The following is a 25975-nucleotide window of genomic DNA, read 5'->3' as shown; positions in this document are numbered from 1 at the left end:
CAAGATTACGCATTATACAGAGCTCATCTGAAGGATCAGGACAAATCGAGTATCGGGGGTTGCTAACTGGCTTCTTATGAGAACAACAGTTGGTCTTACTATTGGATTTGGAAAATCAGATAATCTGGCAGCAGCTTATGAGATAGCCGTATCAGCAACGTTGCTTGCAACCTCGGCACAGTTATTTATCCCATTGCGTCAAGTATGGTATTGGGATGTTCTAGGGTCTGGAATAATTACAGGTCTATACTGACAATAGACATCACCCGAAAAAAATATGAAATTGAGGCATTACTGATGACCTATTTTTTTCACCGGATTTTCTTGTCAGATCCTAAATTTAATGCCGTTTCAGATTGTATATCCTCTTCAACTACGACTTCGACTTCGGCTTTTCTCTTTTTATTAGCTTCCGGGGTACTTAAAACTGCCAAATCACTTCTCGATAATAAAGTGGGGGTACTCGCTTTTTTTCTCCAGCCAAATACATTAATGTTTGAATCTTCTTTTAAATTTTTCGACATCTCAAATTTGAGAACATTTTGCAAAGCTTTGGCACAATGATTGTTAAAAGCGTGCTTACAGGATTCTTTTCCTAAATCCAATAGAAGATACTTTGAAGGTGAGTCTTCTAACTCATCAAGCCTTTCCTTCTCCGTTTTTTGAAACCAGCCACTTATCCCAATATCATCAAGATCTGGTGGATAAAAAGCAAATTTATTATAAACGGCAAGGGAATCTGCTGTTGGACTGACGGACATTTGCGTCTGCCTTGTATTTACGAAAAAATTAAAAGCCTGCACCATCATTAAGTTAGCCAGTCCTTTACAGCGATATTCTTTACTTACAAATAGACTATATAATTGGGATATATCTTCTGAATTTTGGATTAGCCTTAATTCGATAAAACCAATAACCTTGCCTTTATCTCGCAAAACAAGCATTAAATCACATCTCTTGCCATCTTTATGGAGCGATTTTCCATTTTTGTTAAATAGCTCAACCGTATCATCCTCTAATTTTTCCTCTTCTTCATTTTCAAAATAAATTTCTGCCATCGCGCTTTCGTTCTTCACGTAATTGAAAAAGACAGAAATATCATCTTTATTAGGATAATCTAGAACATACTTCGGCGTACTCGGTGGAACGACATTATCATCTACTTTTCCTTCCATAATTGATGCCCAAATAAAAGACCAATAGCTTAATTATAATTCCAATAGATAATATATTCAACATAAAGGATATTTTATATAATCAAGCATTAGGATGCATGAAACAGTGGTGGGATAAAATGAGATTGATCAATTTTTGAATCATGACCGCATAAGAAAATACGAAATTGGTAAGATCAATGAGGATATGCTCATTTCTCCATTAGTATATACTTATATGAATCCAGTTGTTTTTTCTACTCTTTTAATAAAGTCAATACGACTTAAAACAGGGGGATCGTGTGGAAAACAAACAATGGCAGTCGCTCTGGTATGTGCTGATGATTTTTTGGATGATTATCCTATTCCAGAACTTTTTTTTCGCCTCACATCCTGTCAATATTGCTTACAGCGATTTTATCACTCTTTTAAAAGCGGATAAGTTAGATAATGTCCTACTGGATGAAAGCTACATTACCGCAAATGTGAAAACAGAAGGTTTGGTAGGCTTACTCCCTGAAGATAAATTAAATGAAATAAAAAAATATGGTGGTCAAGAACCACAAATCACGACCGTACGTATCAATGATCCCTCTCTGGTATCCACTCTGGAAGCTGCAAAAGTAAAATTTAATGGGCAAGCTGAAAATAAATGGATAACCCTGTTGTTATCTTGGATTATTCCTGCACTGCTTTTTTTTGCATTGTGGAGTTTTTTGTTAAAACGTATGGGCTCAGCTGCTGGTGGGGTCTTAGATGTTGGGAAAAGTAAAGCCAAAGTGTACATGGAAAAAGAAACACATGTATCCTTTCAAGATGTCGCAGGAGTAGATGAAGCCAAAGCCGAGCTTATGGAAGTGGTCGAATTTCTCAAAAATCCACAACATTATACGCGTATAGGAGCTCATATCCCTAAAGGAGTGCTTTTAGTTGGCCCCCCCGGAACAGGGAAAACACTGCTTGCACGCGCCGTAGCAGGTGAGGCTGGAGTGCCATTTTTTTCAATTAATGGATCCGAATTTGTAGAAATGTTTGTTGGTGTTGGCGCAGCGCGAGTGCGGGATCTTTTCACACATGCCCGAGAAACAGCCCCTGCAATTATTTTTATCGATGAACTGGATGCTTTGGGGAGAGCACGTGGTGCTTATGTCACTGGCGGGCATGATGAAAAGGAACAGACTTTAAATCAGTTGTTGTCCGAAATGGACGGTTTCGACGCCAGTGAAGGATTAATTCTACTTGCCGCAACCAATCGCCCGGAAATTCTTGATCCGGCATTATTGCGCGCTGGACGTTTTGATCGTCATGTACTGGTGGATCGTCCTGAAAAAAAAGGTCGCATAGAGATTTTGAATGTCCATCTGAAGAAAATAAAACAAGCCCCGGATGTTGATCCTGAAAAAATTGCTGCCTTAACCCCAGGTTTTTCTGGTGCTGATTTAGCAAATCTCGTTAATGAAGCGGCTTTACTTGCCACCCGTCATAATGCCGACTCAGTCAGTATGGATGATTTTACTAACGCTGTAGAGCGGATTGTAGCCGGTTTAGAAAAAAAGAACCGTTTGCTCAATCCTGAGGAACGTAAGGCTGTGGCATATCATGAAATGGGCCACACTTTAATCGCACTCTCCTTACCCAATGTCGATCAAGTGCATAAAGTGTCAATTATTCCGCGCGGAATAGGCAGTTTGGGTTATACCATTCAGCGCCCTACTGAAGATCGCTATCTCATGACTGAAGAAGAATTAAAAAATAAGATGATGGTTCTTCTTGGAGGCAGAGCGGCTGAATTTGTAATTTTTGGCCACTTTTCAACTGGAGCGGCAGATGATCTCGCCAAAGCAACGGATATAGCCCGTAGCATGGTGATGCGTTATGGGATGGATAAAGAACTTGGACCGGTGACCTATCAGAAAGAACACACGACCTTCCTGGAATCACCTATAGCCCATAACGAGCGTGAATTTAGCGAAGAAACTGCGTGTGAGATTGATACCGCCGTTCGCAAAATTATCCAATCTGCATTTGATAATGCCGTGGCCATCATTAAAAAACGCATCAAGATTTTAGAGAAAGGAGCAACCCTGTTATTGCAAAAAGAAACATTGAATGAAGAGGATCTAGTTGCATTGAATATCAAGGACAATTGATTCGAAGTCTTGCTGCAGCACAACAAGCCTATCATGAAATTCCCTTCTCCCCATGGGGGAGAAGGTGCCCGTCAGGGCGGATGAGGGGATTAATCACAATTTATGTCCTCTCACCCCTACCCCACAAATGGAGAGGAAATTTTTAACTGCATCGTTCATTGCGTCATTGACTGTTCCTGGCTTAAAGGATGTAACGCACTCGTTTTATCAAAATGAATTAATCCATCAAACTGATAAGGCAATTGTGTAAAAAAATAATGACTATATCGTTCAGACTTAGGCAAATAAACCACACCTATAGCACGTTGTAAACGAGGAATGTTTAAATAATGCTCGAGTTTCTCATTATCTAATAAATTTAAGAAAAAATTCTTGTATTGAAGATGATGAAATAATTCCTCATAACTTCCTGGTAACCCAGGCTGTACTTGTTTTTTCTCTCCGGGCAGCCCCCAATCGGATGCAGCCATAACCGTACCTTCATAAGTCGAAAACCCAAGCGAATAAGAATGCGTATCATATTGTTCTCGTACTAATTGCCCCAGGTTAAACTCTTTACGCTCCCCCATCTCAGTGGCTCGTGAATCACCCACATGTGAGTTATGTGCCCAAATAATGATTTTAGCCGGTTTCTTGAATCGGGCTTCTAAATGATCAGCCAACACGTTAAGTGTTTCTGCCATATGTTGATCTCGGATATTCCAGGTTGAAACCCTTCCTTCTAACATGGAGCGATAATAGGTCTCAGCATTTTTGACCAAACGAGCATTTTGAGTTGCAAAAAAGTAGGCGTCTTCAACCGCTATCCCATCACGATGCAGGTATTCAAACGCACGATGTTGTAATTCAACTAATTGAGCTACTGCTTCATGGATACACGCTTTTTTGATTCCAGCATGGATTAAATAACCATACATTTGCGGATCTTGATTCACATGATCAAAACACGCATAACGCTGTTTTGCACGTTGGGCCGCATCAGGGTCAATTTTGTTTAGGAAATCAATGACTGCGTGCATGGAGGAATTCAAACTGTACAAATCAAGGCCATAAAATCCAATCTTTTGGGCGGCAGCTAACTGGTCATTGTATTGACGCAACCAACTCAAGAAGGGTGGCAGAGTAGTATTTCGCCACATCCAAACAGGGAAACGCTGAAAATTATCCAGAGCCTGCTCACTGGAGGTGACGCTTCCTTCACCTTGTAAATAACGATGGACACGATGCGCATCAGGCCAATCCCCTTCAATTGCAACGGCCATAAAACCATGCTCCTCAATCAGGCGTTGAGATATTTTAATACGTGCCTGATAAAACTCATGTGTTCCATGGGTTGCTTCACCAATCATCACAAAACGAGCATTTCCCAATTGCTCTAACACCGCATCATAGTTTTCGTTTTGGGCTTCGAGAGGGAGTACTGAATTATCAAGTGTATCAATTAACATTTGTAGCGCGTCCCTATTCATAAAAGCCTCCTCAACTCACGCATTCCATCGTCACAACAAATCTCCAGCGTTACGTGCTCAGAATTGCAGAGCAGCATGACGTTATTTTATTCAACACAATACTGGTCAAACCATTTTTTTGCCAGATCCGCTACCTCGCTTAATTTTCCAGGTTCTTCAAATAAATGGGTTGCCTCAGGAACTATTTTCAATTCGGTAGTGCAATTCATCTGGGACATCGCTTGTTGATTCAGTTCAATAACCTCATCATCATACCCCCCTACAATAAGTAAAGTAGGTGTTTTGACTTGAGGTAAATAATTTCTGGCCAAATCAGGCCTGCCACCTCGGGATACAATTGCATGAATCCACTTAGGCTCCTGTGCTGCCGCGACAAGTGCTGCCCCACCTCCGGTGCTTGACCCGAATAAACCGATAGGAAAATGGTATGCTGCTAATTCATTGGTACACCAATGAATGACATCAATAAGCCGAGAGGCTAATAAATGAATATCAAAACGAAATTCACGAGTCACATTATCAATGATGTCCTCTTGTGATGTAAGCAGATCAAAGAGCAAGGTCGCGTATTTTCCCTCATTCAAGGTACTTGCCACATATTGATTACGACTACTGAAGCGACTGCTTCCGCTTCCATGCGCAAAAATCACCAGTCCCTGAGCCTCTTCAGGGATAAATAAAAATCCATTCAGGTACACATTTTTACTGGGAATTGTCACCGGATGTTGAATGTCTGCGGTATAGGTATTCATGAGTATTCCTTTTCCTGCACCTATCATTATTTCAAGTATAGACTTGTTCAATGATTTGTTAGTCAATGAGCTTAGGATGTACAGAAAACTCAAAATCTTAAAAAAGGAAAAATGGGACTTTTTGTACTCAGGATATAAACCAAAAGACGAGGCTACCGCTGAGAACCATTCCGAGTAATAATAGCGTAGATTGTAAGGCAAAGCGCTTTGGTGTTAAGCTCCATAAAAGTACTATTTTAGATATAAAACTCGCTCCGATCGCAGCATAAAGCATCCAACATGCTTGATCGATTTGCACTTTATCCCCTAAGTAAAGTAAGGCCGTTGCTAAAGAAATACCGTGAATTTCAAGCAGCCCTCCCAGAAATGAAATCAAGAAAACTCCATTGATGGAAATGATACGTTTCGCCATCGCTACCAGTACTAGCAATAACCCAATAAGAATTGAAGTACGTAGAATAGATAATAAATTCAAGGGAGATTCTAATAAAATAACATTATGTTTTCTCTCTTTTTGATGATGAAGCAAAATGACTGCAAATAGGATTCCTGTGCTTATCATTGCAATGAGCGGTCCAAGAATTGAAACCAGTAAGACAGGCGATGCGACAAAAATGATAATAATCACATCGACAAGCATAGCCACTGTGGCAAGCAAACCAGAAGCTAAAATAGCGTGATCTGACTGAGGGTATCGCTTTAAGGTCTTGTGAACTTGGGCAAAAACAGCAGTACTCGAAACTAATCCGCCCAGAAAACCACTTAAGGGGATACCAAGACGTTCGCCAAATAGATGAATGGCCACATAACCACACAGTTGAATGCCGCCGACCGTTGCAATTAATAAACCAAAAGCTCTTGGATTAAAAAACTGCCAGGGATCAATCGTACGATCTGGAAGAAGCGGCAAAATACCCAAAGTAAAAATAACCAATACAATGACCGTTTCCATTTCATGGGGCTTGAATTTTTTCCGCGCCAAGAGATGAAGTCTTTTTCGTTCAATCAGTATGAGTAAGATAATGGCACTCAGGGTTATTGCTACTAAAGGCAAGCGAGGCACCATATAACCAAGACAAAAAATCAGTCCTGCCGTAATTTCTGTTAAAGCACCAATATTACTGTTCTTTCGCTGATTCGCGCTGATTTGAAAATAATTGAGCAGTAAGATGGCAAACACAAAAGCACTTGCCGTCACCGTAAGCCCGGGTTGGTTAAGGGTGGCAATTAAAGTTCCGAGAATTGATAATAAGGTGAAGGTTCTGACCCCAATAAATTGCGCCCCCTCCGGATGGCTGCGCTCACGCTCAATGCCGATCAGAAAACCAATCAAAAGCGATATAATAAATGATGTAAGTATCTCTAACATAAAGCACTCTTCCCTGGGTCTATTTTATAGGTTCAAAACACGTTCCAGGCATTGGCGCGTATCAACTAAATTGAAATCTCCGTAATAAATGGATTATAGTACATCTATGTCACTATTAAGTAATTGAATTAACGTTTAAAAATAAGGGGCACTTATTCATGGATAATAGAAATCCCTGGGCTTTAAACGTCCCTATTGATGCGTTTTTCTTTGACTGTGATGGTACCCTCTCCCTTATTGAGGGAATTAATGTGCTGGCAACGATGAATGGCGTCGCCAAAGAAGTACACCAAATTACAGCGCGATGCATGGGAAAAACCGGCATGACACTCGATGATTATCGACAGCGATTGACCTATGTTCAACCCACAAAAAAACAAGTAGAGGAACTCGCAGAATGCTATAAACGACATACAGCCCCTGGAGCCCAGGACCTCATGCAATTATTGCTTCGTTTACATAAAAAAATTTATATTATTTCCGCAGGGATCAAAGCAGCAGTGGTTCCATTTGCGCAAACGTTAGGAATTCCTCCAAGTCATGTACTCGCCGTAGACGTTTATTTTGATGAAAAAGGGAACTATCAAGGATTTGATGAACAAAGCAATATGACCCAAGGCAATGGTAAAACCGTAGAAATCGCCTCCGTATTAAAGCCTGGTGAACACTCCTTATTAGTAGGTGATGGAGTCAGTGACTGGGAGGCTCGAGAAACAGTGACCCGATTTATTGGTTTTGCTGGACTTAGCCCTAAAGAGTGGGTGAAAAAGCATTCCAATTTTTATATTTGCTCTACAAGTTTTTACCCAATAATTCCTTTGGGGCTGACGCAAAACGAGTTGAATCAATTGTCGTCACAAGACTATGCTTATTATGAAAAAGGACTTAAGGATATTTACAATTCTGTTGTTTTGATCAAGGGGAATGACCATGTTTACAATTCAGGTTCTTGATAACATATCGCCGCAAGGCTTAAGTTTATTTCATCCTGACCTTTATCAATTAGGTCTTAACCCTATTGATCCAGATGTGATTCTAGTGCGTTCCCATAAATTGCATGATCATCAGTTTGACAAAAATTTAAAAGCAGTAGCCCGCGCTGGGACCGGCACCGATAATATTCCTGTTGAGGCGCTTACCCAGTTGGGTATTCCAGTATTTTATGCTCCTGGAGCAAACGCCAACGCCGTCAAAGAACTGGTGATGGCTGCCATGATAATGGGCTATAGGCATTTAGATGAAACCCGCACTTTTATTACCGAATTGTCAAAAGAGGACAATCAATTATTAAATCGAGAAATAGAAACTAAAAAGAAACAATTTATTGGACACGAGATTTCTGGTAAAACGCTAGGCGTCATAGGATTAGGTAATATCGGTGTTAAAGTCGCTAATGCCGGACTGGCTTTAGGAATGAACGTATTAGGTTTTGATACCAACATGACCTTAACTAATGCACTGGCATTGATGCCTGGAGTTCAAAAAGTAATGGACATGAATGAGTTGCTTATTCATTCAGATATTATTACTTTGCATATCCCTTTAAATTCTGCAACCACTCATTTAATCAATGAAGAAAATATTGCGCTCGTAAAACCACATACACTTCTACTTAATTTTTCACGCGAACAAATAGTCAGTGAAGCAGCAATTTTACAACAATTGACCAGTAAGCGTCTCATGGGCTATATCACCGATTTCCCTACCATTAATTTAGCGGGACACCCCAATGTCTTGTGCTTTCCCCATCTGGGAGCAAGTACTCAGGAAGCAGAGCAAAGTGCGGCTGAAATGGTAATCCGCAATGTCTGCAATTATTTAGAGCATGGAATCATTGAATATTCGATCAATTTTCCCAATATATCCCTCTCTACTTCTCAAGTATCTAATTGTTATCGCTTACTGGCGATTAATGAAAATACTCCTGGAGCTATGGGTAAAATCACTCAGCACATATCAAAACTTGGATACAATATTGAACAAATGGAAAATAAATCCCGTGGACCAATTGCCGTGAACCTTATTGATATATCAGGCGTCAAAGAAGACCTACCCAAGCTGTGCGATCAATTGAAGCACATTCCCAATTTAATAAATATACGACTGGTCTCCAGCTATCAAAAATAGTAAGCCGTCCCCCTAAGCGTGGTAAGGGATCTCCCATCGTAACAGAGTACTGCAACATAGGCTTATCTCATTTTGCTCTTTACCTTTTGACACCCCAAAGGCAACTTATTGGGGTTCAAAAGAGCAACGTCAAATTAAGGCTTTTATAAAAAAAAGTGTTTAATTTTTGAAAAACACTATTTTCTTTACTAAACTTCTAAATGTTATTCCCTTATTTAAGATATTTTTACTCTATTTTATAAGGATTGCTGTGCATAATATTGAGTTACTCGCCATTCGTGATAACAAAACAAATGGCATGGCGGTTTGTTTAAAGCCAAGAATTCCATACATTATTACCCCATCTCTGGTTCATGAGGTTCGGAAATTACAAAATAAAATAGCGGAGCGATACTACACTTCACCATGGGATGGAATTTATTATATCCTTTGGTATTTACATTATGATACCGCACCATGGAAGGGGCTCGATTTTCATTTTATTCATGAAGCATTACTCAGCCATCATGAGCGCAAAATGGAGCATTACATTGAAAGTGTATTTGAATTGTTGTTTATCAATTATGTAGGTTTTGGCCTTCCCTTGATTAACTGTTCTATCATCAACAGAAAACTCAGCGGAATTTCAAAAGATTTCTTCTATCTCAATCGCATCAACTTCATAAAACGCTATAAAGAACTCAATTGCCCTGACCTGAATAAAGCGTCTTTTCGTAAATTGAATTTTAATTCTGAAATAAAAAAAGCCTCATTTCCCCTTAAAATTTATACGCGCAATAATTTTTATTGTTTTGATTCTATCGATTTAAATTCAATGAAAAAAATTCTTGGCTCACATCGTTATGCACCCATACCCCAGCCACAACAAAATGAAATAAAAACGATATTTTATCAACTGAGCCAAGAAACAATTACAAAAATATATCAATTAGCATCAGAAAAAATCAATTTAATTGAACGATTTGCGTTGATTCAGTCTTTAGAAAATAAATTGAAGTAATTTCTTTACTTGTGACCGGATTAGCACGCGTAATCCGGGCTACCATTTACAACGCAATAGAGTATAATATGAAAAAATTTTATACAGAAAAGGTTAGTTAATGTTTGGACTGAATGACAAAGTAGGCAAATCTTTTTTTAAGGACGCGAAATCCGATGAGCTCTTTGTTACCAGTCGCTTTTTTACCTTACAGGGAGAAGGACCATTTCGGGGGCATCCTGCCTATTTTATTCGATTAGCTAAATGCAATTTGGCGTGCTCTTTTTGTGATACTTATTTTGATGCCGGCGAATGGCTTGATTTTGACTCCCTGTTGGAAGAGGCCGATACAGTCATCCATGCTTTTTTTCAAAAACGTAATCTTCCTACCCCTTCTTGGGCGCAAGGACTTGATAAAAAAATGATTCTGGTAATTACTGGAGGGGAACCTTCATTACAACAGAATTTATCTGCATTTTTAGAAAAAGCTCAACCCTATTTCCAACATACTCAAATTGAATCCAATGGTATTTCCATTCTTCCTGATCTTCCTCGATGCACGACTCTGGTCGTTAGTCCTAAGTGTCTGGAAAAAGAGGGTAAAATAATTCGGTATCTGAAGCCTCACAGCAAGATGTTGGAACGAGCTGACTACATGAAATTTGTTGTGTCAGCCCCCGAAGATAATCAATATACACCCTATAGTGAAATACCCCAATGGGCGCATGAATGGGCCGAAAAAACAAAAAAACAAGTCTTTGTCAGTCCCATGAATCGATACCTAAAAGAACCTCAGCGTGCACAAGCGATTCGCGATAAAGGGCGTGATCTAACCTTGGCAGAGCGTTCTGAAATCAACGAAGTAGTTAGTTTTTGGGAACCTGGTCTGTTAAATCTGGAAAAAAATCAACGTAATCACGAATATGCCGCAGAATATTGCATGAAATATGGGTTTATTCTTAACTTACAAATCCATCTGTTTGCAAGTTTGCCTTAAGGTTATTGGGTTGCGCAGCCGGATTAGCGCAGCGTAATCCGGAATCTTTTGGACATAAACCCGAATTACGCTGCGCTAATCCGTGCTACAAAATTTTCTTACTAATCTGAACATACCATGTCATGGCCACAACATATAGGTGATTTAATTTGCCCACATCCATTAGGACATTTTGCTACTTGAACATGGCCTTTATCCGTTTTGACCATATCACTTACTAAGGGTGTATTGCATTTACTGCAGGTTAAATTTTTCACGCCCATTCCACATTTATGGCACTTGTACTCCATTACAAACCCTCCTAGGAAAATAAACTTCTTGTGATGTACAGAGATAAATTATGAACTTTTAATACCGAAGGTCACTTGTGGTTTACCCTAGTAATGCGGCATTTAATGCCTCATCAATATGATGTTCATCAAATACTTGCACACCATGTTCCATCAAGAGTGCTGTATTAACGCCATCTCCTTGCATCAACGTACGTGAAAATGTTCCATCATAAATCATCCCCGAGCCACAAGAAGGGCTCCGAGCCTTTAAAATGGCCACACGTATCTGATGTTTCTTTACAAGCTCCAGTGCTTTTTGTGCCCCTCTGAGAAAAAATTCAGTAACATCATGATTATTATTGGTTTTTACTGAAGCATTTCTCTTTAATACATCAATACCCGATTGTTTCTCTTGAATCTCGGCTGGCGGTCTTGGTGTGGGCAATCCCCCGGCCATTTCCGGACAAATTGTGATGATGTTTCCTTCTTTCAGCCATTGCTGCAACAGGGGATGATTTTGCAAACAGTCACTACCGTCATAACGAACTTTTTCGCCAAGAAGACAAGCACTCATCAGTATTTTAGGCATAAAAACCTCTTTTCTAATCAATATATTGAGAAATCACTTCTGACTCAAGGCGACCTGCTACTGAGTCCCGCTCACTCGTTTATACCCGACGTGCTGCGCATAAATCGGGACATCGGCGATCAAGAAGACTGTTTTAGAGCTTAAGTCTTCTTAACCTAAGTGCATTAAAAATCACAGAAACAGAACTTAATGCCATCGCGCTTGCGGCGATAATCGGATTAAGTAATAGTCCTGTTACCGGATACAGCACCCCAGCAGCCAACGGAACGCCTAATCCATTATAAATAAAAGCAAAAAATAAATTCTGCCTGATGTTACTCATGGTAGCACGGGATAGATGATGCGCTTTAACGATACCAGTCAAATCACCATGCAGCAGGGTAATGCCTGCACTTTCAATTGCAACGTCGGTTCCCGTACCCATGGCAATACCAACATCAGCGATTGCCAAAGCGGGCGCATCATTCACCCCATCCCCGGCCATGGCGACAACAAGGCCATTGTCTTTCAACTCACTGACTACACGACGTTTATCTTCAGGCATAATTTCAGCAATCACCTTGTTGATTCCTAATCGCTTCGCAACAGATTGCGCGGTTTTTTGACTATCCCCAGTCAACATGTAGATCTCAACCCCATTTTTTTGCAGCGCATCAATAGCCTCAGGTGTGCTGGGTTTTATTGGATCTTCAACTGCCAAAATAGCGACTGTTTCACCCGCGATAGCCATAAAAATTACTGTCGCTCCTTGAGCACGTAATTCATCAGCTCGTTCACTAAGTGAGGTTTGCGCACTTCCATACTCCTGCATCAACTGCAGATTTCCAAGTGCTATAAGGGATTCATTGACTTTTCCAATAACCCCTTTCCCAGGGATCGATTCAAAATTTATTACGGTGCTGAGCGACAACTGTTTTTCTTTTGCAGCCGCGATAATTGCATGGGCAAGTGGATGCTCACTATGATGTTCCATTGTAGCTGCTAGAGTGAGTATTTCATCGGTTTCGAATTCTTTATCCGTAATAATTTGAGTTAGTTTGGGACGACCCAAGGTCAGCGTACCCGTTTTGTCCACAACCAGTACTTGAACTTTTTCCATCTGTTCCAGTGCTTCGGCATTTTTGACCAATACTCCATTCTGCGCCCCTTTGCCCACACCAACCATAATGGACATGGGTGTTGCTAAACCTAACGCGCAAGGACACGCAATAATGAGTACTGAAACAGCCGCAAGCAACGCATAGCTCAATGCGGGTTGTGGACCCCAAAAAAACCAAAAGAAGAATGCCAATACTGCAATAAAAATCACTGCAGGTACAAACCAACCTGAAACAATATCCGCCAAGCGTTGAATGGGGGCACGGCTGCGTTGTGCTTCACTCACCATACGTACAATATGTGAGAGCATGGTGTCACTGCCAATATGTTCTGCCTTCATCACGAAGCTGCCATTTTGGTTTATGGTCGCACCAATCACCTTGAATCCTACCTCTTTGCTTATTGGCATCGATTCCCCGGTCACCATTGATTCGTCCACATAACTATGCCCTTCGAGTACTTCTCCATCCACGGGAATTTTTTCACCAGGCCGAACCCGAAGCTTATCCCCAACCTGCACCTGCTCAAGGGGTAGTTCCTCTTCATTACCATTTGAGTCAATTCGACGCGCACTTTCAGGAGCTAAATTCAATAAAGCTCGGATCGCACCACCTGTTTGTTCTCGAGCTTTCAATTCTAATACCTGTCCAAGCAACACCAAAGTGGTAATCACCGCAGCGGCTTCAAAATAAACATTGATTAATCCTTGATGATGAAAAGCAGCGGGAAAAATACCTGGAAATACCATTGCAATGGTACTGTAAATCCAGGCGACGCCTATTCCCATTGAAATCAGCGTAAACATATTCAGCTGACGTGTTTTCAATGAGAGAAATCCACGCTGAAAAAAAGGTAAGCCACACCATAAAACTACCGGTGTAGCCAATACAAATTGAATCCAGGCCGATCGATTGGCATTAAGAGTATGTTGAAAGAGATGCCCGCCCATTTCTAATACCACCACCGGGATGCTCAAAATAAGTGCCAGCCAAAATCGATCCTTCATGCTTTTGTATTCGGGATTTTCTTGTTCTGCCGAAACGGTCTCCGGTTCTAAGGCCATACCACAAATTGGACAATTACCGGGACCGGGTTGCCGAATCTCTGGATGCATAGGACAGGTATAGAGCCCTGTTTTAATTCCATGCTCATCTGGAGCATGTTGCTGATGCATCCTATGGTGTTGGTGACAGTCCTTATGAGTATTTACTGGTTCCGAACGATGTTCGTGATCACAATGTCCATGTTTCATCTTTCACTGATCCTTTATTGGTATCATGTTTTCCTGAGAACCCTCAACCCTAGCACTCTCCCACAAGTGGAGACGGGATTTTTTAATGTGGGGTAGCTTTCTACCATTAAGTGTAGCAGCCCCCTTCTCCCCTTGGGGAGAAGGTCGCCGTTAGGGCGGATAAGGGTACCAATTATCGTATTAAATCCTCAATGGACCATTCATCATGTTGCAAGACATTTGCAATCACTTGATTAAATTCCCGCGCAATTAATTCTTTGCACTCAGGCGTTACTGGACCATTAATCGAAATTAAATACTCTCCTTCCTGATTTCTTGAAAATAAGACCCATAAAGAACGGTTATTTACGGGGCGATCCTCACTTCCAAAATGATTGGCATACTTAAATTTGAGATTCGTCACACTAGGCTCAGGAGCAGCCTTACTAAAAAAGGAAGGGGTAATGTTTATGAGAACCCTTAACCGCTCCGGTTTTTGTAGGGCGATTTTGCGGTTCAATAATTTATTGAGTTTTCTTTTCACTGAACTATTGAAACTAATGGCTTCGGCCCAGCTTAGGTATTTAAGATAGAAATCAACCATCAATGAATTAAGCTTGGTTTTCCTAAATTGTTTCATTAATTGCAATCTATTCCATCTATAAAATAAATAATGGCTTATTGTGAATCCCGAATCTTTAAATTCACTGTTTTTAATGATATGCGAGCATTTTTGAAAAGAAGCTGTTTTTAATTGTTGTTCCTCAATCGACTTAATCAATTCAATAAAGTTATGATGCTTATCCAGGGTACTATTTAGCCGTTTATACTCTGAGAACATACCAACAATAGACTTGTATTGGCTCCCCTCCCTACCACTATGGATCAGAATAAAAGGTATTTTCTTTTGCTGACTTAACTTATAAAAAACAATATGACATGCAGCGATTAACCCAAGACTGACATTCATATTTTGAGCCCTATGCCATTCAATAAACTGTTCGGCATGATGCGAATCAATAGGATAATGGAATAAATACTTTTTCTGACTGTCTATAGGCATAAAGTATTTAGGTCCTAAGTACAGCATTTTAAAGCCCTTGTTATAACTCTGCCAAAAATTAATTTTGTGTTTTAAATTTGCTTCATACAGGTGATTACTTTTTTTGACATAATTGAGATAGGAATCTTTTTCTGGTTCCAGAATCAATTCCTGGCCATGGGCCAACGCGTCATAGTATTTTCTAAATTGATTCAATACATAGTCACATGAGGGTCCATCAACGATGATGTGAGGGATTATCATGTGCAATTCGTGCAAATCGCTGTTGATTTTATAGAGATAGACCCTAATGAGTGGCTGTTGGGTTAATGGGATTTCATCCCTCATGTTATTTTGAAACTCCTGATTAAGCTCGGTCTCTTCATTATTCAGGGAAATGTCTTTATAGAATAATTCAAATTGTCCTTTTTTTCTCAATACTTGAATCGGTACTTCCTTGTCGAATTGCAACCAAAATGCGCTATTTTGTTTTATAACTGCCTCAAATGCCTGCGCAACATAATCCTTATTCAGCTTACCTTGAATCTGTAACTGTGTGCCAATATTATAGGGATAACCGAGTCTATTGAGCACCCAAAAAACATATTGAAAATCACATAAAGGAACTTCTTCACCAACTGTATTTACAGCCTCTTGCTGTTCTTTTTTATTTTCAAAATCAAATACATTTTGTAATTCATTCGCTATATTTTTAGCAATCTTGCCCACACTGGGATCATTAATAAAATATTCGATGGATAAGTTCAGAGTCGGACATTGCAATTTATCATGAATGCGATTGCGAATTTCAATCGCCATCAGCGAGTCCAAACCCAAAGAGAATAATCCATCATTGACCTTAATCTGTTTTAAATCGTCTAAACCAAGAACCTCTGCAGCGATTTCACGCAAAGCTTCGCTCAAGATGGAGATACTTTCTTCTTTGGAATGCTGTCGGAGCGAATTTAAAAAATGCTGATTGGCTGGACGACTCTGTTTCATCAGCTCGGCAAGCCATGCCTGCTTGGGCGAATATTTAAAGTAAATATCCCAATTCATAGGACACACGGCAATTTGCGCTAACTCGCTTTTTAATAAAACATCAAGGACATCGATACTGTCTTTCTCTAACAAGGTAAAGCCACGTTGTTGCATTGCCTGTCCTAAGTTTGCGCTCATGCCCATCGAATGAAACGGCCCCCAGTTAATGGCCAACGCCGGCAACCCTTGTTGTTGTCTCAGATAAGCTAACCCATCCAAAAATCCATTGGCAGCGACATAGTTCGCTTGCCCTCTGGCACCGAGTATGGACGCTGAAGAGGAAAATAAGACAAATAAATCCAGTGGAATATCTTTAGTTATCTGGTGCAAAATCAATGCACTGTCCATTTTTGCACTGAGTACACTTTGCATCTCCTCATCGCTTAAATGAACCAATAAACCATCGTGCACAATACCAGCAAGATGAAAAATACCTTGCAGTCGTTTAGAACTGTGTTCAATCTCAGCAATAATCTGTTCCATTTGCTGATAGTTACTGGCATCGGCCTGATAATGTTTTATAAAAACTTGTTTTTTACGAGCACGATCAATCAATAGTCTGATTTCAGGGGAACATTCAGACCGACTCGTAATCACAATATCATGGACCCCTCGACGCATGAGATACTCAATTAAAGATTTTGCCAATGCACCAGTTCCGCCGGTGATCAAATAAGTCGCATCACTTTTAAATAACATCTCCTGATGGGGCACCTGTGCAGACAGCGGTGCCTTCTTTAATCTAGGAATATAAAACGTCTCGCGGATTGCAAATTGATTTTCAGCGCTGTGAGCAGCAAAAAGATAATTTAATATCTCGGGCAAAGTACTCGTTGTCCCTAAATCGATTGCATAATTATTAATGAGTTCAAGCTCATTACTAAAAGTTTTCCAAAAAGCACAAGCCATGGTGTGATAAGGGTTTACCTTATCTGTCTCATGAATCGAATAGGCGTTTTCAGTGACTAATATGAAGCGATTAGGTTGTGACTTAAACATCTTTTGACAACAATGAAACAGATCATTGAATTGACTTTGATTGAATAAATAAACAATGTTTTTATTTTCAATAGGTCCTAACTGATTAGCATCCTGAATGAGTTGATAATCGAGATCACCCAATACTGCTTTTGCTTTATCGGGATCATTTGAAATGACTAATAACTCAGGAAGCTGTATCTGAGTCAACACGTTGAATTTGAGGGGACTCCATCGGATTTGATATAGGTGTTGGAGATAGGATTCATAAGGAATGAAATGACTTTGCGTCACTTTTCTCAGTTTAAACTGTTCCATTTCACCAATCAGTACCCCTGAATTATCATAAAATTTGATATCAAAACATAACTCATTCGCGTGTTCAGACGCTCTTCGAACTACATGGATCCACACGCTGCGAGGGGCCTCCTGGATTGTAGTCATTCGTGCAAATGTATAAGGCACATAAACAGAGTGCTCCTCATGATTCATTTTGAAGAACAAAATACTTTGCATCATGCCCTCAAGCAAAATAGGAGGATAATAATAGTTAACACCTTGACTGTTTGTAGTCATTACCACCCTAGAAAGAACACCATCGGTATGAATGTAACTCTCTTGGAGCACCCGTAAATCATCGCCATAAAATACGGCATGCTTTTTAAAATGTTCATAAATTTGTGATGCATCCAATTGCCGTTCAGAAGATGATTTCAAATCATGAAAATCAAGGAACTCCGACAGGGTCGGTACGTGCGAATTGATTTCCATTTCAGAGAATAATTGCCAATTATCCTCTTCTTTGGCAAAAATATTGATTTGATATTGTTCGTCATTTTTCGGTTTCACATGCAATTGAAACTCTTGATCGTGTTTCGGATACAATGGACGTTCAATATGAAAGTGTTCTATTGAAAAAGCATTATGCTTCAATACCAACCTGGCTGCCGACAAACCTAATTCAATAAATGCTGTGGCTGGAAAAATGACCTTATCAAAAATAAAATTTTGATTGATATAGGGTAAATGTTCTAAATCCAGCGTGTTGCTGAATAAAAATTCATTGCCGGGCATCGAGAACATCTGCCCTAAAAGAGGATGTACTGCATCAGCTGAGGGGCGGCTCGAAGTGCTTTTATCAATCCAAAACTCAACTGTATCAAATACATAATTAGGTAAGTTCACTTTGTTAAATTGATAACCGCTGTCTTTATAGTATAAAGCCCAGTCAACTTGTGTTCCCTGCATGTAGGCTGTCAGCAGAGACTGAAGCATGGACTCATTTTGCACATCAAGGGTGCTCTTTTTTCCGTGTGATAGTGCAAACTGTCCTGTTTCTAATAAATGACTTGCCTCTTGAGCATTATGGGCTATTAAAGCCAATCGATAAGGCTGCTGAGCACGGCAGGTTGCTGCTGTAAAACAAATATCACCAAAATCGTCTCGTGTTGTTGCCAAATACTGCTGATAACTGTGCGCTAAATGCTCCAGGGATGCTTGCGAATGGGCAGAAAGAATCAATAATTGGACTTTGGCCGATGGCGTTGGCTTTTGTTCTGCCGGTTGAGGAAACTCTTGTAAAATCACATGCGCGTTAGTCCCGCTAAAACCAAAAGCATTGACCGCGGCAGATCTTAATTTAGATCCGGTATTCCAATCGATTTTTTGCAAAGCAAGGAGGGTATCACCCAATTGGATATGGGGGTTTAATTTTTTAAAATGGAGCAACTTATAAATTTTTTTCTTTTGTAAGCTCAGCACCGTTTTGATCACACTCGCCACGCCAGCAGCACTTTCAAGATGGCCAATGTTGGTTTTAACTGCACCAAGATATAAAGGATTATCCTGAGAATGTTCTTTTCCATACACTTGGTTGATTGCATGAACCTCTATTGGATCCCCCAAAGAGGTACCGGTTCCATGCGCCTCAATGTAGCTGATGTCACTCGCGGATAAATCCGTTTGACTTAGAGCCTTCATCATCACTTCTTCCTGGCTTTTACCATTAGGAACAGTCAATCCCGCAGATCGCCCATCACTATTTACCGCGGACGCTTTAATGACCGCCAAAATAGTGTCTTTATCACGAAGCGCATCCGATAGTCTTTTAAGAAAAAGTACCCCACAACCTTCTGCACGGGCATACCCATCGGCCTGTTCATCAAAAGTTTTACAGTAACCATCAGGAGCTAAAGCTTTAGCTTTACATAAAGTGATATTCGACTCAGGTGATAACAGCACATTGACACCACCAGCCAATGCGTAATCAATTTCCCGATTTTTTAAACTCTGACAGGCATAATAAATAGCAACTAAAGAGGAAGAGCAGGCAGTATCCACACTGATTGATGGACCTTTAAAATCAAAAGTGTATGCTACTCGGCCAGGGATAAGATTGGAGACATTCCCTGTAATCGAATAAACACTTAATTCTTCATTGGAGAAACCTGATTTTTCCAATTGCGCATAATATTCATTGGGACCTACACCGGCAAAAACTCCGGTCAAACTGCCACGGAGTGACTCAGGCAAATAATTTGCGTTTTCTAAAGCCTTGTAAGAGCATTCTAAAAAGATGCGTTGTTGAGGCTCCATTAATTTTGCTTCGCGAGGGCTAATACCAAAGAAATTTGCATCAAAACATTTAATATTTTCGATTAATCCGAGTTTATTGACATAGGATTTTCCTGGCGCATCCATATCGGGATCATAATATTTTTGATTATCCCATCGTTCAAGTGGAATAGCTCTCATGCCACTTTTTGCCTCGTCAAGCAAGGTTTCAAATGCTGCTATATCAGGAGCATTAGGAAAGGTACAACTCATACCGATGATAGCAATTGAATCCTCTTCCTTTCCAGCTACAGGCTTGGAAGCGGGCTGAGTAATTAAATACTTATTGAGTTCTGATTCAATATGCAAGGCCAGTTTGTTTATAGATGGGTAATCAAAACCAATGGTCGCCGTTACTTTAAGGGTTGGTGCCAGTTTTTCCTTAAGTTTGCTTGCCAGCTCAGTAATCATCAATGAATCAAAACCCAGCTCAAAAAATCCTTCATCCTCATCCAACTCGTCTGCATTGGTGATTTCAAGAATCTCATTACAGATAGCACATAGCATCTCTTTGCAGGCTTGGAAGCGATTTTCTTCCCTCGTTTCAAGATAATCATTGAGCCATGAAGATAAATTTTTATGGGCAAACTGCTCTGCAGCATTCAGCTCATCAGCTAAATGTTTATGAAAGGCAGGTACAGGCTTGGGAACAAAGTCCAGCATGAACTTGAGGTATTCCGGTGAAATAATGGCTGCGTGGCTTAGCTGTTCATTGATGAGAATTTTAATGAAGGTATGACCTTGTTCGTTACTGATTAACGATTGCTTCAAACCTTGATCTTGGGAGCGTTTTTTTGCCATACCTACTTCGCCCCAAGGTCCCCATTCAATCGCAGTCCCGACCATCCCTAAACGTCGACGTTCAGCAATCAAAGCATCGATGAAACTGTTGGTGCCGCTGTAAACGGACTCTTTGTTACTACCGAACACAGAGGAAATTGAAGAATAGACAACAAAGAAATCCAAATCGAGGTTTTTACTCAATTCATGCAAATACCAACTGCCTTGTACTTTGGCAGCAAATAAATAATCGACATCCTCATTTTTATGCTCGAGTAATGGCGCCTTAATTGCTGCTCCGGCAGCATGAATAATGCCTTTGAGCAGCCCATCCGCATTCAACTCTAAAAGTATGTGACGCATTTTTTCTTCGTCAGTCACATCGACACTGACCGTACGAATGGTTCGCCCTGTATAATTGTATTGAATTTTTTTTATTGCTTCTTTTACTGCAGGTTTATCCGGATTTCTGGAGGTCAGGATAACCTCTCGCGCACCTGCAGAAAGCAATGCTTGTGCCGTGATCAGACCTAAACCACCACAACCACCGGTGATCAGATAACGGCCTTCACCATATAAAGAGGGCCTTCTGTCCAATAATTTGGTTTTTTTTAAGCGCGTTATGAACCGTTTACCTTCACGATATGCCACAACATGCTCATACCATTGATCAAAATTATGCTTGATTTCATCGACGATTTGCCCAGCATAATCTTCATCTTCCGTTTTTTCTGCATCGATTAAAATGGTATTGAATTGAGGTAACTCTAAAACCAAAGTTCGGCAGAAGCCAATCAGTGGACTATTATTCAGGTTAAGCGGACCCGCTGCAAGTTCAGGGATTGCATTCGCGGTGAGGACGATTAATTGCAATGGAATGCTTTTGTTATTGAGATCTTTAACTAAGGCTAACAGTTTTTTTATCGTGTTCTTTTGAAAATCAATACTGGATTCAATATCTGCGGTCGAGGGAGCATCCAATCCCATCGCAAAAATAATTCCATCCAAGTGTTCTAACGAATGATTCTCTTCCTCTAGAATAATGTCTAATCCCTGCGCGCTAAGACGAGGAGCAAGCTGTCGCGCACCAATAAGAAGCCAGTTATTACCCTGCATTTTGCGATGAGTGCGAGTACATAGCTGTTGTTGCCATTGCAATTGAAAACACCAATCTTGAGGCATAGGGATATCTTTTATTTTGTCTTTCGTTTCAAACCAATGTTCTTCACGATCAAACTCGTATAGAGGAAGTTTGACTTTGATCAATTGGGTATTCAGCGACTGATAAAAATCAGTCCAATTGATCATAAAACCGGCTTCATAATCAGCCTGTAATTGCGCCAGTGACCGTGTTTGTTGTGAGGAAAAGGGATTGGTTTTTTCTTTTTTGATCGAATGGATCGTGTATTCATTTTTTTCAATAAGCACAGCCGCTTCTTTTGCGGTGCTGGCTTGAATTGCGACTCGAAATAAAAAATGGTTTCGACACGTTGCTGCGGTGTAGCAAATATCCGCAAATTCCTCATGGGTATTGGCTAAATATTTTCGATAACTTGTTAAAAGTAATTCAAGTGCCGTTTTACTTTTTGCTGAAAGTACTAATAGAGACTCTTGGGGAAGTATGCGCGATTCTATTGTTCTTACAGGAGCTTCTTGCATCACGATATGCGCATTGGCACCACTAAACCCAAATGAACTCACGCCGGCACACCGTAAACCTTCCTCCTTAGACCAATCCATAGTACTCAACGGAATGACTGTATTTTTAAGCTCAATGGCAGGATTCAATTTTTTAAAGTTAAGGTGTTTAAACAATTGATGCGTTTGTAAACTCAAAATGGCTTTAATCACACCAGCTACACCTGAGGCACTTTCGGAATGGCCTATATTCGTTTTTACCGAACTAATATAAAGCGGTTTCTCTTCGCTATGGTACTCACTAAAAATTTTACTCAAGGCATTTACTTCAATAGGATCAGCCAGCGGCGTACCCGTACCATGTGCTTCGATGTAATCGATATCTGCAGGCGATAGCTTTGCTTTGGCAAGCGCACTCCGAATTACCTCTTCCTGAGCAATACCATTAGGTACAGTAAAACCACCACTTTTACCGTCACTATTAATCGATGTTCCTTTAATTACTGCAAGAATCGTATCATTATCTTTTAAAGCAGCACTTAATCGTTTTAAAACAATAACACCGCATCCCTCACTACGCGCATAACCATCCGCATCCTCACTGAAGGTTTTACAACGGCTTTCAGGAGATAACATTCTGGCTTTTGACAGGGTAATGTTGGAATCCGGAGCCAGTAAGATATTCACTCCACCCGCAAGGGCCATATCACAATCACCATTTTGCAAACTCAAGCATGCATCATGAATCGCAGTCATTGATGAAGAACATGCGGTATCAATTGCTTGTATGGGTCCATGAAAATCAAATGCATAGGCCACTCGGCCGGGTATCGCATTTAAAACATTTCCGGTTGCAAAATAAATATTGAGATCGTCCAAACCGACGCCAAGACCCGCCAATAATCGGGGGTACTCATTGGTACCGCAACCAACAAAAACCCCAGTTTTACTGTCTTTAATCGCAGCCAGGGATAAATTGGCGTTCTCCAAAGCGTGATAGCTCGTCTCCATGAATACCCGTAATTGGGGAGACATGAGCTTGGCCTCACGTGGGCTGATATTAAAAAAATCTGCATCAAATTTCTTGATGTGTTCAATTAGGCCAAGTTGCTTGATATAAAGTCGCCCTAAAGCATTGACATCAGGATCGTAAAATTTTTCATTATCCCATCGTTCCAACGGGATATCACTCATACCACTTTCGCCGCGTTCTAATAGGGATAAAAACGCATCGATATTTTCTGCTTTGGGAAAACGGCAACTCATTCCAATGATCGCAATAGGTTCATTATTGAGTACATTGACCGTGGGTTGTCGATAAACTGGCTCTGGCATCTGGATTTGTTGAAGGTGTCTGGCCAACTTATCCAAAGTTAGAAAAGCAGGAATTGCCATTTTATAGGAGAAAAGCGCATAAACACTCTGCTCAAGTTCAGTGAGTAACTCCTGGTTGAACCCTAAAGAGCCAAAATCCTGATGTTCCTCAATGTGTTCTTTTTTTAAAAGGGTGTGTATTTGAGCGGCCAGTTTTCCTTTAATCGTCTCTACTTGTTGTTCTTTGGATTGCAGACCTAAATGATTGAACCCATTCCTGGTTCTTGGCTCATGCCAATAGGGCTTTCTATCGAAATGATAAAGTGGTAAATCTGTTTTATTAAATGGAACATGATCTGGATCAATTTTTATATTAAATCCAGCAAAATACGCCTCATAAATCTGCTGTGCATCAGAGGCTAGTTTTTGTATCTCTTTTTTTACAGAGACCTTGCGCACCTCAAAATCTTCAGACTGAATCTTTTGAATCAAGGTTTCTTTATCTCGAGTAACCATCGCACAACGATATTTTAAATGATCGCGACAGTTGATGAGTGTAAAACAAATATCATGCAAACTCGTGGGCGTCTCTCGAAGATACAGTGCATATCGTGCCAACATGTGCCTTAATGAATACTCACTATTTGCTGACACAACAAAACATTTTGCTTGCCCATCATCTAATGATGGAGAGGGCAAGTCATCATCAGCTGCTTCTTCAATGATGGCACTGACATTGGTTCCACTAAATCCATAGTTAGATATCTGCACATGCCTCTTTTTATTTTTTTGCTTCTTAAATGCAATGGCTTCTACCGGTAAAAGTGCAGGTATACTTTCAGGATCTATCGTTTTGTTCGGTTTCGTATAGTGTAAATTGGCTGGAATTTTTTCATGCTTTAATGCGCCAATTGCTTTAATCAGTGATGCAACCCCTGATGATGAAATACTGTGACCTATATTACTTTTTACTGCACCAATAATCAGAGGATTATCTTGGCTATGATGCCCTTTATGGATCTGTTGTATGGCATTAAACTCAACTGAATCACCAACAATGGTACCCGTTCCGTGCGCTTCAATATAATCAATATCACTTGGCGTTAAATGAGCTTGTGCCAGCACTTCGTGGTGAAGGGCAATTTGTGACTTAATATTTGGAGCAACCAAAATCGTCCCATCATCACCATCCTGATTCATGACAATACTTTTAAGTACCGCATGGATTGTGTCTTGATCTTGAATCGCATCACTTAAGCGTTTTACAATAACCACGCCACACCCTTCGCTTCGTACATAACCATCAGCATTTATATCAAAACTGCTGCATTGATCCCGCGCAGATAACATGTTTGCTTTAGTCACACTGATAAAACTTTCAGGACAAAGGCTTAGATGAATACCCCCCACAATTGCCATAGAACATTGCTTCGTTCTCAACGAGGTTGCAGCAACATAAAGCGCTGCCAATGAAGAGGAACAGGCTGTATCTACAGCCATGCTGGGGCCTTTTAAATTAAGAAAGTGCGAAAGTCTTCCTGCAGCAGCACTGCTGGCGGCACCAATCTGGGTATACGCATTAAACTCGATATTGTCTTTATAATTGAGTTGGCTGTAATCCTGAGTGGAACAACCATAGAATACTCCGGCATTTGAATTATTTAATGAGTCCAGTGGTATGTTGGCATGATTTAAAGCACGAATCGCCACTTCTAAAAAAAGACGATGTTGGGGATCCATTTGTTTGGCTTCGATTGCAGATATTTTAAAAAAAGATGCATCGAATAACTGAGGATTATTAAGAAAACCTCCCTTGCGACTAATTATTTTATCGGGTTTCTCACGATCAGGATCATAATACTCATCAATATCCCAACGCTCTTTTGGCATTTCTTTGATAGGCGACAGCCCCTTGAGCAGCATCGCATAAAATGCCTCGACATCTTCTACATCGGAATCAACTCCAGGAAATTGGCAATTCATTCCAATGATTGCAAGAGGTTCATTGAGAATGTCTTTTAGATTCAATTCCTGGTTTTTTTTCACCACTTTAAAATACTCCCATACCACCAGAGACAATGCCATTAAGTTTCATGGCGAGGAACACCTGAGGCAGTGCACAAAATAAAAATAAAAAATAGCAATAATAAGGACTTATAACAAGACACTGAATTTTTGCGTGATCGGACAAACATACTTTGATTTTGTTTAGTGCTGAATATCAGTTTCTTTTATATGCTTATTTATCAAATCCCCATTACCTTAATTTTATCTGAAAAAAATAACATCAAGGTTCAAAAATTTATTCAAAAAGTTCCTTGAAAAGGGACTTTATGACACTCATACTTATTTAATAGCACAAAAGATTCAATAGAACAAAAA

Annotated in this window: 13 protein-coding genes; 6 read left to right on the top strand and 7 right to left on the bottom strand. The window is 40.2% G+C overall.

Annotated features, from left to right (window positions below):
* Nucleotides 1-76 precede the first annotated feature (76 nt).
* Nucleotides 77-253, top strand: coding sequence for a KUP/HAK/KT family potassium transporter (locus OQJ13_RS13055; protein WP_265711259.1), 177 nt, complete (start codon nt 77-79; stop codon nt 251-253).
* Nucleotides 254-311: 58 nt separating this feature from the next.
* On the opposite strand, the gene OQJ13_RS13050 is transcribed toward OQJ13_RS13055, so the two are convergent.
* Nucleotides 312-1175, bottom strand: coding sequence for a GNAT family N-acetyltransferase (locus OQJ13_RS13050; RefSeq protein WP_265711257.1), 864 nt, complete (start codon nt 1173-1175; stop codon nt 312-314).
* A gap of 281 nt (nt 1176-1456) precedes the next feature.
* Between OQJ13_RS13050 and ftsH the strand changes: the two genes are divergently transcribed.
* The gene (ftsH, locus tag OQJ13_RS13045) at nt 1457-3304 is read left to right on the top strand and encodes an ATP-dependent zinc metalloprotease FtsH (protein ID WP_265711256.1); all 1848 of its coding nucleotides are present in this window, start codon (nt 1457-1459) and stop codon (nt 3302-3304) included.
* A 155-nt stretch (nt 3305-3459) separates the two neighbouring features.
* On the opposite strand, the gene OQJ13_RS13040 is transcribed toward ftsH, so the two are convergent.
* The 3 genes from OQJ13_RS13040 to OQJ13_RS13030 all read right to left on the bottom strand — a co-directional run bounded on the left by OQJ13_RS13040 (nt 3460) and on the right by OQJ13_RS13030 (nt 6894).
* Complete coding sequence (locus OQJ13_RS13040) at nt 3460-4773, bottom strand: erythromycin esterase family protein (RefSeq protein ID WP_265711255.1); 1314 nt, start codon at nt 4771-4773, stop codon at nt 3460-3462.
* An 86-nt stretch (nt 4774-4859) separates the two neighbouring features.
* On the bottom strand, nt 4860-5525 hold the full coding sequence (locus OQJ13_RS13035; protein WP_265711254.1) for a dienelactone hydrolase family protein: 666 nt from the start codon (nt 5523-5525) through the stop codon (nt 4860-4862).
* Nucleotides 5526-5652: 127 nt separating this feature from the next.
* Nucleotides 5653-6894: an MgtC/SapB family protein gene (locus OQJ13_RS13030; protein ID WP_265711252.1), complete on the bottom strand. Its 1242-nt coding sequence runs from the start codon at nt 6892-6894 to the stop codon at nt 5653-5655.
* Nucleotides 6895-7052: 158 nt separating this feature from the next.
* On the opposite strand from OQJ13_RS13030, the gene OQJ13_RS13025 reads away from it, so the two are divergent.
* The 4 genes from OQJ13_RS13025 (at nt 7053) to OQJ13_RS13010 (ending at nt 10997) form a co-directional block, all read left to right on the top strand.
* Nucleotides 7053-7847 carry an HAD-IB family phosphatase gene (locus OQJ13_RS13025; RefSeq protein WP_265711250.1) on the top strand — a complete coding sequence of 265 codons (795 nt, stop codon included), beginning with the start codon at nt 7053-7055 and terminating at the stop codon, nt 7845-7847.
* Nucleotides 7825-9021, top strand: coding sequence for a 3-phosphoglycerate dehydrogenase family protein (locus OQJ13_RS13020; RefSeq protein WP_265711249.1), 1197 nt, complete (start codon nt 7825-7827; stop codon nt 9019-9021). The genes OQJ13_RS13025 and OQJ13_RS13020 overlap by 23 nt, the downstream gene beginning before the upstream one ends.
* A 250-nt stretch (nt 9022-9271) precedes the next feature.
* The gene (locus tag OQJ13_RS13015) at nt 9272-10021 is read left to right on the top strand and encodes a hypothetical protein (RefSeq protein ID WP_265711247.1); all 750 of its coding nucleotides are present in this window, start codon (nt 9272-9274) and stop codon (nt 10019-10021) included.
* A gap of 100 nt (nt 10022-10121) precedes the next feature.
* On the top strand, nt 10122-10997 hold the full coding sequence (locus OQJ13_RS13010; RefSeq protein ID WP_265711246.1) for a 7-carboxy-7-deazaguanine synthase QueE: 876 nt from the start codon (nt 10122-10124) through the stop codon (nt 10995-10997).
* A gap of 372 nt (nt 10998-11369) precedes the next feature.
* Here OQJ13_RS13010 and OQJ13_RS13005 read toward each other — a convergent pair whose 3' ends face one another.
* From OQJ13_RS13005 to OQJ13_RS12995, 3 genes are all read right to left on the bottom strand, one after another.
* A complete protein-coding gene (locus OQJ13_RS13005; protein ID WP_265711245.1) occupies nt 11370-11858 on the bottom strand; it encodes a DUF523 domain-containing protein in 489 nt (162 codons plus the stop codon).
* Between the two features lie 133 nt (nt 11859-11991).
* Nucleotides 11992-14208, bottom strand: coding sequence for a copper-transporting P-type ATPase (locus OQJ13_RS13000; RefSeq protein ID WP_265711244.1), 2217 nt, complete (start codon nt 14206-14208; stop codon nt 11992-11994).
* A gap of 172 nt (nt 14209-14380) precedes the next feature.
* Nucleotides 14381-25642, bottom strand: coding sequence for an SDR family NAD(P)-dependent oxidoreductase (locus tag OQJ13_RS12995; RefSeq protein ID WP_416209926.1), 11262 nt, complete (start codon nt 25640-25642; stop codon nt 14381-14383).
* Nucleotides 25643-25975: the final 333 nt, after the last annotated feature.

The organism is Legionella sp. PATHC035 (assembly GCF_026191115.1).
Classification (GTDB): Bacteria; Pseudomonadota; Gammaproteobacteria; order Legionellales; family Legionellaceae; genus Legionella.
Note: the sequence above shows the minus strand (reverse complement) of the source record. Positions and strands in the feature narration are given on the sequence as shown.